General features: G+C 46.0%; 11 protein-coding genes. 6 read left to right on the forward strand and 5 right to left on the reverse strand.

The features are described 5' to 3' along the window. Position 1 precedes the first annotated feature (1 nt). Together C0Q44_RS04640 and C0Q44_RS04645 are read right to left on the reverse strand one after the other, a co-directional pair. Positions 2-3,181: an ATP-binding protein gene (locus C0Q44_RS04640; RefSeq protein WP_181150855.1), complete on the reverse strand. Its 3,180-nt coding sequence runs from the start codon at positions 3,179-3,181 to the stop codon at positions 2-4. Between the two features lie 34 nt (positions 3,182-3,215). Beyond that, the gene (locus C0Q44_RS04645; RefSeq protein ID WP_105406243.1) at positions 3,216-3,866 is read right to left on the reverse strand and encodes a hypothetical protein; all 651 of its coding nucleotides are present in this window, start codon (positions 3,864-3,866) and stop codon (positions 3,216-3,218) included. 262 nt (positions 3,867-4,128) lie between these two features. Here C0Q44_RS04645 and C0Q44_RS04650 point away from each other — a divergent pair, with 262 nt between their 5' ends. From C0Q44_RS04650 to C0Q44_RS04660, 3 genes are all read left to right on the forward strand, one after another. Next, positions 4,129-4,752 carry a hypothetical protein gene (locus C0Q44_RS04650; protein ID WP_105406244.1) on the forward strand — a complete coding sequence of 208 codons (624 nt, stop codon included), beginning with the start codon at positions 4,129-4,131 and terminating at the stop codon, positions 4,750-4,752. 61 nt (positions 4,753-4,813) lie between these two features. Continuing rightward, a complete protein-coding gene (locus tag C0Q44_RS04655) occupies positions 4,814-5,458 on the forward strand; it encodes a hypothetical protein (protein WP_105406245.1) in 645 nt (214 codons plus the stop codon). 25 nt (positions 5,459-5,483) lie between these two features. Next, positions 5,484-6,332 (forward strand): M12 family metallopeptidase, encoded by an 849-nt coding sequence (locus C0Q44_RS04660; RefSeq protein ID WP_181150856.1) that lies wholly within the window; start codon positions 5,484-5,486, stop codon positions 6,330-6,332. Between the two features lie 149 nt (positions 6,333-6,481). Here the strand turns inward: C0Q44_RS04660 and C0Q44_RS04665 are convergent, their stop codons facing one another. After that, on the reverse strand, positions 6,482-7,372 hold the full coding sequence (locus tag C0Q44_RS04665; protein ID WP_105406247.1) for a helix-turn-helix transcriptional regulator: 891 nt from the start codon (positions 7,370-7,372) through the stop codon (positions 6,482-6,484). 199 nt (positions 7,373-7,571) lie between these two features. On the opposite strand from C0Q44_RS04665, the gene C0Q44_RS04670 reads away from it, so the two are divergent. From C0Q44_RS04670 to C0Q44_RS04680, 3 genes are all read left to right on the forward strand, one after another. Further along, on the forward strand, positions 7,572-10,742 hold the full coding sequence (locus tag C0Q44_RS04670) for an alpha-mannosidase (protein ID WP_105406248.1): 3,171 nt from the start codon (positions 7,572-7,574) through the stop codon (positions 10,740-10,742). Between the two features lie 120 nt (positions 10,743-10,862). Further along, positions 10,863-11,552 (forward strand): helix-turn-helix domain-containing protein, encoded by a 690-nt coding sequence (locus C0Q44_RS04675; protein WP_105406249.1) that lies wholly within the window; start codon positions 10,863-10,865, stop codon positions 11,550-11,552. Positions 11,553-11,554: 2 nt separating this feature from the next. Next, the gene (locus tag C0Q44_RS04680) at positions 11,555-12,427 is read left to right on the forward strand and encodes an IS3 family transposase (RefSeq protein WP_181150857.1); all 873 of its coding nucleotides are present in this window, start codon (positions 11,555-11,557) and stop codon (positions 12,425-12,427) included. A 196-nt stretch (positions 12,428-12,623) separates the two neighbouring features. Here the strand turns inward: C0Q44_RS04680 and C0Q44_RS04685 are convergent, their stop codons facing one another. Continuing rightward, positions 12,624-13,502 carry a carbohydrate ABC transporter permease gene (locus C0Q44_RS04685; RefSeq protein ID WP_374955068.1) on the reverse strand — a complete coding sequence of 293 codons (879 nt, stop codon included), beginning with the start codon at positions 13,500-13,502 and terminating at the stop codon, positions 12,624-12,626. Between the two features lie 3 nt (positions 13,503-13,505). Further along, positions 13,506-14,375 (reverse strand): carbohydrate ABC transporter permease, encoded by an 870-nt coding sequence (locus C0Q44_RS04690; protein ID WP_105406252.1) that lies wholly within the window; start codon positions 14,373-14,375, stop codon positions 13,506-13,508. Positions 14,376-14,382: the final 7 nt, after the last annotated feature.

The raw sequence follows: 14,382 nt of genomic DNA on the forward strand, positions 1-14,382 counted from the left end.
GTTACCCCTCCCTTTTCCTGAGTAATATCGTGATTTCGCATCCTCTTCCTCCGTAATCGTCGATGATGAGGCTTCCACCCACGGCCTTAACCGCTTTTTGCATATAGTACAGACCAATGCCAGACTGATGCGGAGCATAAGGCTTCCCTATATTGCTCAACCTAAACACAATATGGTCATCTTCATCCGACAAATGTAACTGAAACTGCCTGCTATCTCCGTGCCGAATACCATTGGTCAGGCCTTCCTGAAGAGCATAAAACAAAATTTCTTGTTCTTCCGCATTCAGAGTCACCCGACTCAGTAACATGTCCTCTTGTATCTGAACCTCTGTATAGTTATGCGTATCCTCAATCAATCGTTTCATTCGCTCTACAATAGACGTTTCTCGTTCTTCTTCCTTCAATTGTCTGAGGGACCGACGAATATCACTGAGTCCTCTTCGGACTAATTCCTGTGAGTTGCTCAAATACTTCAGGGCCTCATCCGGCTTATCCGAAATCAGACTTTTTCCAGCTTCCAGCTGCATGAGTGTAGTCGTTAGCGAATAACCCATGGCATCGTGAATTTCCTTCGTAATCCGGTTTCTCTCTTCCTCCACACTAATTTCTGCCATGGATATGGCGGTCTCCCTCATCGTCTGTCGTATGTGCACTGTGCGCTTGATGACCTCCTGTTCGATGTCGTCATTCCACGAGGCTAGCTTCAGATGAAAGGTCACGCGGGATATCAGTTCGTTTCGAGTTACCGGTTTGATCAGATAATCGGTCGCACCCGCATCAAATCCCAGTTCAATGTCGGATGGTTGGTTCCGTGCAGTCAGGATCAGGATGGGCATAGGACCATCCATGTGTTGCCGAATCATTCTGCATAGTTCGTAGCCTGACATATGCGGCATCATTAAGTCCGTAATGATCAGATCAGGTTCACATCCCTGTACTAGCAGATCCATGGCTTTCTGACCGCTCCCGGCCTGAATCACCTGATGTCCAGCCGCTGAAAGATGCTGGTGCAGGATCTGCAAAATGACCGGTTCATCATCCACAACGAGAATTCGTGCCCCTGTGGAATGGATTTCTTGCGAAATGGATATAGCTAAATCCGATGTCGTCTCTGTTATTCTGATATTTTCGGCAGTTGCAGAGGATGATTCACTCGGTTCTACCGATTCATATGAAGATACTCCCCCACTGGAATCATATTTTTTCGGAATTAACTTTGGTTTTACAGAAATGGATTGTGTGTCTACCGGGAGCGTGAAGTTGAATGTGGCTCCTTCCCCTTCAGTGGATTCTACCCATATTCTTCCTCCGTGCAGTTCAACCAGATGTTTGGTGATGCTAAGCCCAATCCCTGTGCCACCGTACTTCCTCGTCATTGAACCATCTCCCTGTTCGAATGCCTCGAATATAGATTCTTTCCAATGATCTGGAACCCCGATCCCTGTATCCCTAACCGTAATGCATAGTTGATTCCCTCTAAGATCTGCATTCAGTGTAATCGAGCCGGCTTCCGTGAATTTCACTGCATTGCCGATTAGATTGCTGAGCATTTGCATTAGGCGGTTCTCATCCGCATAGACCTGGTATTGCGGTGATATGTCGTTATGGAACTTAATCAGCTTGCCTTCAGCAAGTGGTTGGAGCAGTTTGATGACGAGATTACCCATCTCCTGAATATTCAGAACCGTAGGCTGGAGCACAATTTCTTTATCTTTCAGACGTGTAAAATCAAGCAGATCATGTACCAGGTGAGACAAGCGCTGTCCACTGAATTGAATCAGTCTCAGCTGTTTTATGGCAGCTGGAGGAAGTTGACCCGCTGAGCCTTCGGCCAATGATTCAGTTAGTCCGATGATGCCCTGTAGCGGAGTTTTCAACTCATGAGAGGTGATATGGAGGAATTGGTCTTTCGAGCGATCCAGCACCATCAGTCGATCTGACAGTTGCTTGATTCGGGTAAAGGCGTTGGAGAAATTGATCGATAACAGGAATGATTGCAATAGAATAAAGATGAACATGCCATACGGCAGAAGGGTCCCGAGTTCACTCACATTCTGGTTGTATAACACATCATTGGCGGCGAAGATGAGAAGATTCACAAAGGCAATCAGTAACAGAATAGTTCCCTGTTCACGTCTTATTGCCGCCAGACCCAGTCTTGTCAGAACATACATCAGGACGAGCAGAATAAATACTTGGAAGTAGAGTAGCGTATAATGATATAATTTCACGTTTGTAACGAGGATCATGGCTGACAGTGACATACAAGTTATGTTCACGAAACGAATGATACGATTTGAGAAATAGGCAGGATACAGATTGTAGATGTATTGTAACAAGAAGGGTAGACCCAGATAGACTGTGAGATAGGATGCTTTGGCAAACCACTCATAGCTCATCTCCGGGTACAGGATCAGAATAAATCGTTCATTAACGAACAGTGTGCGAATTCCCATCATGAAGCAGAACAACGAAAAATACAGGGTAGACCTGTTATTACGGCGCAGAGCATGCAGAACTAGATGATAGATGGCAATCGTGAATATGGAACCGAACAGGAAAAGATTCCGAGCCAGCCCCTGCTGCCAGAAGGCAAGCATCTGCTTCTCCGTACCGAATAGGATGCTCTTATCTATACCCCCTGTGATAAAAACGTAGTTGGCCACCTGGAGCATAATCTCAAGTCTGGTCCCCTCATGATGAAATAGCAAAAGCGGACTCCCATAGCGTCCGACTGTCGTATTCGCTGAATTCCCTGGCTTACCGACAGTGGAAACAAGCTCTCCATTAATATACATACGATATGACGAATGGATGCTCTTGATATATAGGCCATACAGCCCGTCCAGGTCAGCCGTTCGAATGGATAGGCGATATGTGGCGTAGCCCTCAGGCGAGATCGCTGGCAGACGTTCAATATTCGAGTTCCAAAGACCAGGAACCGAGATAAACTCGGTGCTACACCCGGTGCATTCTTTAGCAGAAAGCTTATCCATACCTTCATCAGGCTGGGTTCCAAAAGGAATAGGTTCCCGGAAATTACCCCAATCGAATGCCCACTCGCCATCTAATCGGATGATGCCATCGCGTTCAGCATCCCAATGAGTCAAATCCATGATGCCATGATTGGCTGTATCGCTGGCAGTGGCATGAAGGGATTGTATCCCCAGGCTTGTCATACATAAACAAGTGAGGATGAGCATAAGGACAACTCTAGCGAACTTCATTCTCTGGAGCTGCCTGTATTCCGCCAGCGAGCAGATAGAGTTCCTCGGACAACTTGACCTGACCAAGCAGCTCGACGTTCCCCTGACTGGAGAAGTCCACTGGCCAATAGCTATTCGGTACACGCTCTGGAGACAGCAACCCCAACCGAGTGTAAGTCTCTGCGAACAGTTGGCTGCAAAACAGGTTGGGACTTTCGGAATCGATGCCAAGCTTGCCTTCTATTACAATTTCCAACATCTCACGCTCTTCAGGAAATTTCCCCCCATGCACCTGCTGGATCAGATTCATCAGCTCTGCTTCCATCTCAGGTGTACACGCTTTATCCAACAGCCTGAAAGCGAACATGGGGTCCCACAGGTTATCAATATCTGTCCGGATCCTCTCATAGAGGGGCACCAGCATCGGACCCGTCTTGGTTTTCCCAAGCAATACGTCCTGCAAGTTGTCAAACGCCGTAGATTCCCACAACAAGGGGTAGTCATATTGAGGCAGCCTGACAATCATGCCGATATGGGACCACTCAGAGCCTTCAATAAACTCAATTATGATGCTTTCGTGCATAACACTGTGACAGAGGAGCATATCGCCGGTCTTCAGTCGTTGCTCAATTTCAGCATATTTAATGGTTTTTCCCATGAATAAAAAACCTCCTTTTTATGACATTTAATGGTACTAAATGTCTGAATTCATTATATGAATTGCAAGTACATGCCGTAAAGAGAATTTATGAAACCGGTCACATTTAGCAGTCACTCTGGATGACTTCAGTCATCTTTCATTCCTATTTAGTTTTAACAGGTGTCATCCCTTTTGATGACTTTGGATACTAAAAATACTGTCGAAACCCAGTTACATTAGAGGTGTAGCAAACAAAACAATATGTTGAGGAGGAAATACAATGCCTACATTAGCAACCACGTATTCCGTAAGCATCGAAAACCATGCCACTTACAATGCCAGTCTCGCCATCTATCAGGTGGACCCCGATCTGAATGATCCGAATGTTCTAACGTTAGCTTGGCTGGTAAAGCCATCTACATCCGGTTCAACCACCAATTTCACTTGGGAGGTAGAGTATGATTTTTATTGGGCAGAGGTCGACATTCCTAAACCGGGAACTACCGTTACTTCATCCGCTATAAGAGAAGCCGACCTATCATCCAACAACATGGTCGAGTTCAGCCACGCTGATGGTGGCACATACCAATTCTCCCAAGCTAAATCTGGACCCAAATCGAACATCCTTTACATTCATCAAGATAAAACGATTATTGTCGCAGACAATGCCTATATCGGCATTCAAATGGATAATAAACCAGTTGTTGCTGTTAAAGCCCAACCAAACACCAAAACGGAATTCACACCTCATCCAACATACTATCTGGTTTACGGCAAAATTCAGCCGGGTGAGATCATTGATACCAGTCAGTACGCCGATGTAGCTTTGAAATTAAAATTTGACGAAGTTACTTCCCACAGCGTAACGCTGAGTGAAGTGAATCAGTTCCATCTGAAATCATAAATTTAACTTTGAGGAAGGTAATTCGATTGCCTTCCTCATCCATGCAAGGAGACTTGTAGCCATGTCCATATTTACCATATCCGTTAAGAATCAGGCATCTTACAGTGCCAACATATGTCTATATCAGGTATATGATGAACTAAGGAATCCAAGTCAGGTTACCTATGTATGGTTATCCGCCCCTTCCGTTCCCCATTCGGGAACGGTGAAGTTCAGCTGGGACACACAGATGGGATTTTGGTGGGGTAACAACCTGACAGATCTCACAATAAAAAACATGTCCATTCGCAGTGGACAGACGGTTGAAGCAGCTCTGCCCCAGCTCAACGAAATAACCCTATCTAGAGAAACAAACGGAGGTTATCTATTTTCGAATCCTTATCCGGGTAAAGTTCACGATAGTTATACCATTATGATGGATACCTCCGTCATGACGGAGGGTCCAGTTCTGGTGGGACTAGCTCAGAACGGATATCCGGTCACCGCTATTGAAGCACACCCGAATACGCGTGTTGCCTTTCAGCAGCAGGCTCAGCTGTACATGACTTATGGATTTTTGAACACTGGTGAGATCATAGATCCGGATATGCATATGGACTACAGCGTGAAGCTGGACTTCCAGACTCATTCGCAGCTAGATGTGGCCATTTCAGAGAAGAATCAATTCCGCGTAACGAACACTTCTATGTCCAAGAACCGATTATGATGAAAAAATGAATGGAGGTTGGCACATGAAAAATCAAGATCAATCGATGGAATTATATGCTCCCGACTTGCTGGAAAAGGGTGTTCCAGAGGAAGGTTATCTCTTTCTGGTAGACAGTAAGACAGCCATTAAGGTTAATTATATGGAGTATGATCAGCTCGCAATCTTTGACGGGGATATCGTCGTGTCAGATGCTGCAAAGATGAAGACCTTCACTGCCCATGTGGAGGGCTTACTGTCCGTAGGGAAAGAGGTGGTTCCCCATCCTGATGTCATCATCGACATACGAAGATTGTGGCCCCACGGTCAGGTATATTATGCTTTTGACTCAACGGTGAACTCTCAAAACAGGACAGATATTCTGCAAGCTATGAAACTCATAAGCAGTGCATGCCGAGGCGTATCGTTTACCGAGCGAACCACCCAACCAAACTATATCTCATTTATTATGGGTACCGGGTGTAGCTCCTCTGTGGGTATGCAAGGCGGAATACAGCGGATCACCCTCGCCAGCACGTGGTACGTCATCGGCAATATCATTCATGAAATCGGTCATGCGCTTGGTCTGCTGCACGAGCATATCAAACCGAACCGGAATGAATATGTTACCTTGCATCAGAATAACGTTATTCCAGCAGCCAGACACAATTTCGACATCATTAGCCACCCCGAGTTGTTCAAATCCATGGACTATGACTATGGGTCCATCATGCATTACAGTAGATCTGCATTCGCCCTCATTCCAGGAACGGACACATTAACTCCCAAGCAAGCCACAGATAGCATGGGACAGCGAAAAGCTCTTTCAGATCTGGATATTATTGGTATTAACTCACTCTACACGAGCAACAGTATGTTCCAGGAATCGCAATGAGACTCGGAGTATACAATGACAAAGAGGACCGAAGCACATGCTTCAGTCCTCTTTGTCATTGTCATAATAACTAACCACAAGAGTCATTGAATTTAGCAGGAAACGCGCCCTCTCGGCTGTCTTCCCTTGCATTTGTATTACTCCCTCCGTTAAACCTTTTCCAGATGCTCACTTCTGCGATATACACTCGGGGACATGCCATTCCATTTATTGAAAATGCGATTAAACTGAGAAAAGCTGGTGAATCCGCAATGTGTCGCAATATCGGTGATTTTCTGGTTGGAATGCAAGAGCATTTGCTGGGCGTTGCGAATTCGCGTCATCTGAATATACTCAGTGAACGTAAAACCTGTTACTTTATTGAACTGCCGGGACAAGTGATGTGCACTAACGTAAAATTGTTTGGATATCTCCTCCAGGGACAGCTCATTCTGATAATGGCTATGAATGTACGATGCAATAGCATACATACGCTCTGATATGGACGATCCTGTCTCTTCACGAACATAGCTATTCTCACCGGAATACCGATGAATCGCACAGAGGAACTCCACGAATTTACTGTGTATCTCAATGGAATGAAGTGCTGATGCATGCTGTGATAAAACAAAAATTTCGTTCAAAGGAGCGAGCACAGCCTTGCGTCGTTCTTCTGAGAAACGGTATACAGGGATGGGTTCATCGAATATCGAAAACAATTCAGTGTAACCGTTCTCAAGACCTGGAACATGGCGCGGCATGGCAAAATTAATCATTAATCGTTTCGGCGGTGTACCTTTCGGATACTGTGTCTTATGCAGCAAGGAAGGCCTCAGCAGCACGATATCCAATGGCTGAATCTCATATAAACTTCCTTCAATAATATGTGCCGCGGTGCGGTCCAGCAGAATGCAGATTTCATAAAAATCATGAAAGTGCTGAAACTCCATATTCAGATCATGGGAGCGCTCGTCGTAGTCCAGATGATAAAAGAGTTCGTCTCCAGGGTGGTTGACATGGATTACATATCCCTGCTCGTATTTCAAAACGGATGGTGTCATGGACATGCCTCCTATCCCGATACTAATGACTTTATTTTAGCATGAAATGCAATAAAAAGACGGTATTTTCAGCATACAATACGTAGTTTGGTTCATTTCCCCTTTGTTATGATAGAGTTGATATGTTAGCGTTTGCATCATTATCGCTCCAACAACGACTACAGCCTGTACTTACTACTAACCAAGGTGGGAAACAAACATGAAAATAAATTCTTTATATACTCGGATCCATACCCTTGTTAAACACTTGGAACGTGCACGACTGACCTCAAAAACAGATATAACAGAGCTATACCATAAAGAGTCCGGTTACCACTCATGGGAACTGGTTCATGAAGACCCCTCTTCCTGGAATATCTTCCGCAAGGGTGACGGCTGGGGTGGTAAAGATGTACACAGCTGCTTCAAAACCGTTATTCGCATCCCTGACCATATGGAAGGAAAACAGGTCGTTTGCGGCATCGTCACCGGTGCCGATGATATATGGAACTACGACAACCCGCAGTTTCTGGCGTTCCTGAACGGCGAGCTGATCTGTGGTCTGGACGTCAACCATACCGAAATTGACCTGACCCCGGCTGCGGCCAAAGGGGAAGAATTCGAACTGGCGCTATATGCGTACTGTAGCACTTCTGCAGCGGATGTCTTTCTGAATGTATATGTTGCGGAGCACCATCAACCCGTCTCGGATTTATACTACGACCTCAAAGCTGCACTCGATGCTGCTGACCTGCTGCGTGAGGATGACCTGGAACGGCTGAAGCTGATTGAACATCTGAATCACGCGGTTAACCTGTTGGATCTGCGTCAGGAAAACAGTGCTGCTTTTCATGCATCGGTGCTGGAAGCCCGCCTTTATATGCAAAATCATGTCTACGGCGATACTCGACCTGCGGGAGATCATATCCCAACAGTTCACTGTATCGGTCATACACATATCGACGTAGCTTGGCTATGGACACTGGACCAAACGCGGGAGAAGGTCATACGGAGCTTCGCGAGTGTACTTTATTTGATGGACAAGTTCCCGGAGTACACCTTCATGTCCTCTCAACCGCAGCTGTATGCGTACTTGAAGTCGGACTACCCGGCGCTGTATGCGAAAATCAAAGAAAAGGTAGCTGAAGGCCGCTGGGAAGCCGAAGGTTCGATGTGGCTGGAAGCTGATTGTAACCTGATTTCTGGCGAATCCATGATCCGTCAGATCATATACGGGAAACGTTTTTTCAAAGAAGAGTTCGGCGTAGAAAATCGGGTGTTGTGGCTCCCAGATGTATTCGGTTATAGTGCAGCGATGCCGCAGATTATGCGCAAGAGTGGCATTGATTATTTTATGACGACCAAAATCGCCTGGAATGATACGAACCAGATTCCGAACGACACGATGTACTGGAGAGGTATTGACGGCTCTGAGGTATTAACCCATTTCATTACAACGACAGACTATGACAAGCAACCTGATTTCAGGCAGCGCCGCTTCGAAACAACGTACAATGGACGTTTCAATGCCTCTCAAGTCAAAGGTACGTGGCAGCGTTACCAGAACAAAAACATCAATGCAGATGTGTTACAGTGCTTCGGATTCGGGGATGGAGGCGGCGGGCCAACCGAGGAGATGCTGGAGCATGGCAGACGGCTTGAAAAGGGATTACCTGGCGTACCGACGGTGAAACGTACCTTTGTCCGGGAGTTCTTTGAGAAGCTGGAACAGAATCTGGACGATGTCCGTTCGGTTCCACGTTGGTCCGGGGAGCTGTATCTGGAGTACCACCGGGGGACGTACACCTCCATGGCTCGGAACAAGCGGTATAATCGCCACAGTGAATTTGCACTGGCAGATGCCGAGCTTTTCTCCGTTATTCGTCAGCAGGCGGATGCACAAGCCGCGTATCCGACCGATTCTCTGGAGCATGCCTGGAAACTGACGATGCTGAATCAGTTCCATGACATTCTACCCGGCAGCTCCATCGAGCAAGTGTATATCGATTCGAAGGAGCAATATGAAGAGGTTATCCGCGTCACGGATGAACTGAAAGACAGCGCCCTAAGCGGAATTGTGAGTGCCATCCAGTCTGATGGTGAAGCAATCGTTGTGTTTAACACCACCGGTTTCGAACGGACAGATGTGGTTGAACTGCCTTCTTTCGCGAAAAAAGTGACGGTGTATGACGGAGATCGCCCTGTGCCGAGTCAACGTACACCAGAGGGTGGATTGGTCTTCCTTGCTGAAAATGTACCGGCTTCAGGGTACAAAAGCTTCCGTATCACACCTGATGTTGCTGCTGAATTCAGCGCTGGCGTATCTGTGGCACAATGGGCATCGGAACAACGTCACATTCAGACACCTTGGTATGATATCCACCTGAATGAACATGCCGAGTTCTTATCAGTCTGGGACAAAGTTGCGGGCCGAGAACTACTTCAGCCTGGCAAGCGTGGTAACGTGCTTCAAGTATTCGAGGATCGCCCTGCCGAATACGAAGCGTGGAACATCGATGATTATTATGAGGAGCATATGTGGGAGATCAATGATCTTCAGGAGCTTCAATGGGTAGAAAGTGGCCCCGTTCGATCCGTACTCAACGTAAAACGGCAATTTCTCGACTCAGTCATTGAGCAGACAATCATCTTCTACGCGCACACACGCCGGATTGATTTCCGTACGTTTGTCGATTGGAAACAGGAGCATCTGCTACTGAAAACCGCTTTCCCGCTAGATATCTGGAGTGAGAAAGCCGTCTATGAGATTCAATATGGTAACGTGGAACGCGCAACCCACCGCAATACAAGCTGGGATCAAGCCCGGTTTGAAGTGTGTGGTCAGAAGTGGGCCGATCTGGCAGAGAGCGGATACGGCGCTGCCCTGCTGAACGACTGCAAATACGGATATGACATTCATAATTCCGTGATGCGCCTGTCGCTGATCAAGAGCGCGACATATCCGAACGAGAACGCTGACAAAGAGCAGCACGTATTCACGTATTCCCTCTATCCGCACCAGGGAGATTTCCGTGAGGGACGTGTAATCCAGGCCGCTTACAACCTCAACCGCCCTCTGGTTGGACGTGAGATTGGAACGCAAATCGGTACGTTGCCAGAGACATGGTCGCTCGCATCCGTTGATCAGGACAATGTCGTGCTTGAAGTGATTAAGAAAGCCGAGAACAATAATGACATGATCATCCGGGTCTACGAAGCACATGGCCGCCGCAGCCGTGCTGCGATTCAGTTGCCTGAGGGATCAGGCTCCACAGCGTATGCGTGTGATCTGCTGGAAAATATCGAAGCGGAATGCAACATGGAGAACGGTCGAATTTCTTTTGATATTAAGCCATACGAGATTCAGACGTTCCGTGTTCCGCGGGCGTAACCAGAATTATACTTCTTTCCAAACCAAAGAGCTATCCCCGTCATTACTGATAAGCTCCCCTCATAGTAGACAGTAGAAAAAAACAAAACTTCTACGTCTATTTATGAGGGGAGCTTTCTCATGTCTAAAAGAAGTCCCATTTCTTTAAAAATCAAATTACACACCGTACAGCGCTGTCTTGAGCACCATTCAAACCCAAATTCGGAAGCTAAACAAATTGGGGTGAGCAAGAGTTCTGTCACGGATTGGATAAGGAAATATAAGGCACATGGATGGAGTGGGTTAAAAGAATCGAAAACATGGAAAACGTACTCAAGGGAATTGAGACTTGCTGCGATCAGAGATGTCTTGTCTGGTGATCTATCCTTAACAGCTGCAACAAAAAAACATCATATTTCGAGTACAAGTGTTTTGAAGAAATGGATTACCAAGTATACTCAAGAGATAGAATTAAAACCTACTCGTAAAGGAAAAGGGCTATCTCATATGAATAAAGGACGTAAAACCACTTTCGAAGAACGTATTGAAATTGCGCAATATACCCTCGCTAATGACCTGGACTATCAGAAAGCAATGGAGAAGTTTGGTGTATCTTATCCGCAAGTGTACGCATGGGTTCGGAAATATCAAGCGGGTCAAGAAGAGGCTCTTCTTGATCGTAGAGGTCGTAAAAAGCCTGTAGAAGAATTGGATGAGCAGGAACGACTCCAGCTGCGGATTAAAGAACTGGAAGCCCGAAATGAATACCTGGAGATGGAGAATGCTTTCGCAAAAAAGTTGGCAGAGATCGAGCGACGAAAACCACGCTAACCTTGGTCAGGCATGTAAAGTGGTATCAAGCCATACAAGAACTACACCATGAAAAAGGATATACCGTTGCGGCGTTATGTGCGCTTGGTGGTGTAGCTCGATCTGCCTATTATAAATGGTTAAAGTGGACACCTTCTGCCAGAGAACGTGAAGGATATATGCTGGCAAAAGAAGTAAAGCGTCGTTATGACAAGCGAGATGGGATTCTAGGCTATCGTCAAATGCGTACCCAGTTAAATCGAAAGCTGCATCAGAAGTATAACAAAAAGCGCTATTATCGAATCATGCGTGCTCTCGGGCTGAAAGCAGTCATTCGTAAAAAACGGCCACATTACGTGAACGCCACCGCGCTCCATGTGGCTGAAAATAAAATGAATCGCAACTTCGCTGCCTCTGCTCCAAATGTCAAATGGTCTACTGATGTGACCGAATTGAAATACGGAAATGGACGTAAAGCTTATTTAAGTGCCATTATAGATGTGTACGATAACTCCATTGTTTCATGGGTACTGAGTCATTTCAACAACAATACACTCGTGATGGATACGCTGAAAAAAGCGTACGTCAAGAATCCGGATGTTTCCCCCATGATTCAGAGCGACAGAGGCTTTCAGTACACGTCTCATGAGTATAACAGGCTCCAGTTGAAGTACGGATTTATCAAGAGCATGTCTCGTGTGAGTCGCTGTTTGGATAACCAGCCGATTGAACGATTTTGGGGTACATATAAGTCAGAAAGTTATTATCTTACGAAGTATGACACCTACGAAGATGTTCACAGGGCAGTTGATCGTTATATGCGCTACTACAACAACTACCGTTACACGGAGTGTTTGGAAGGCTTGTCTCCGAACGAATACCGAAGAGCTGCATAACAAAAAAAGATACCTTAGCACGTCATCCGAGCTAAGGTATCTCAATGAACTAATTTTTGTTTTTTCAACTGTCTACTTGACAGGGAGCGGTTCATACTGACGCAGGGGCAGCTCTTTTTCATGCAAATCCGGCACGAGATACCTTAAAACATAAGCTAGGATAAGCTAGGATAAGACAGGACAGAACAGGACAAAACTACCCTTTGATGGCACCCGAGATCATGCTCTTCTGTACTTGTTTGTTAAGCAACAGATAAATAACGATCGTAGGCAAGGTCGTGATCATTAGTCCTGCCCCAATAATGCCCCACTGCGTAATGTACGTGCCCACCATCGACATCATGCCCACAGTCAGGGTCTGATACGCTTCATTATTAATGAAGGTAACCGCAAACATCAACTCGTTCCAACAGGCGAGAAAAGTAAAGATCGCTACCGTGGATACCGCTGGACGTACCATCGGCATGATGATCCAGAAGAATGTTCTGTATATCCCGCATCCATCCATGACCGCGGCTTCTTCCAGCTCACGTGGGACCCCTTTAAAAAAGCTGCCTAAAATAAAGACGGCCATCGGAATACCAAAAGCGACGTAAGGAATAATCAACGACCAATAGGTGTTTAGTAACCCCATATTTTTCAACAGGATGAACAGCGGTAGCAGTGTGGCGTGAATAGGGACCATCATGCCCAGAAGGATCAGTGTCATCGTGAGACTGCTCCATTTCCAGTTCATCCGTGTAATGGCATATCCCGTCATGGAGGCGAGAATTAATACAAAAATAATGGAGATGCCCGTCACCAGCACACTGTTGAAAAAATAACTCAAGACATGGCCTTCTGACAACGCCTTCGTATAGTTGCTCCATAGAAATGATTTGGGAAGGGCTGCAACATCACCGCTAAATATCTCGCTATTATCCTTCAGGGAGAAAAAAGCCAGCCAGACGAGCGGATACATCTGTATGATTGCTACGATAATCAAAAACAAATGTAACAGTATTCTTCCCACGGGTTTAGTCTGGGGTTTATGGTGGGACGAAACTACCACTTCAACCGTACTCAATTTTCTCACCCCCTAGTCGGTTTTGAACCATTTATTAATCATCACGGTGCATACCAGACACTCCAGAATGATAAAGACGGATATCGCACTTCCGTAGCCATACCTGTACGTATTAAAAATCGTAGAATACATGATGGTGCTTGGAACCTCGGTAGCAAACAATGGTCCGCCGCCCGTCAGTACATAGATCAGATCGAATACTTTAAAAGCTCCGATGACCGAGAAGATCAGACATACTTTGAGAATGGGCTTCATCAGTGGAATGGTGATGGATAAGGCTGTCCGCAAGCGGGAGGCACCATCCATTTTGGCCGCTTCCACAATATCCTGCGAAATGGACTTGGCCCCTGCATACATCAAGAGCATGTGATAGCCAACATATTGCCACAAGGTCGGAACGAATGAAGCCGCAAGGGCTGTACTTTTTTGCCCTAGCCAGTCCTGTGCCAGATGGGATAGCCCCACACTCTCCAGCAAAGCATTCAGAAGACCGTAGTCCGCATTATAGATTTTGGACCACAGCTGGGCAATCACCACAGTGGAGATCAGTACCGGTACAAAATAAACTGTACGATAAAAACCTTCTCCCTTTATACTTGATGCCAATATCAAAGCCAGCAGCAGGGATATCGGCAATTGAATGAACACCGAAGCACCTGCGAACAACAGTGAATTCTTGATTGAGTTCAGTACACGGGAGTCTTTGAACATTTCAACATAATTATCCAGTCCGATAAACACACCTTTACCTATGCCATCCCAATCCAGCAAACTGTAATAACTGGAGATGAAAATGGGAATGAGCACGATGGTGCAAAACAATAAAAGTGTAGGCAATACAAATATTGCAATCGTTGTCTTATTGGAAAATACCGAGTTCATTGTCGTT

The sequence above is a fragment of the Paenibacillus sp. PCH8 genome (genome assembly GCF_002968835.1).
Classification (GTDB): Bacteria; Bacillota; Bacilli; order Paenibacillales; family Paenibacillaceae; genus Paenibacillus.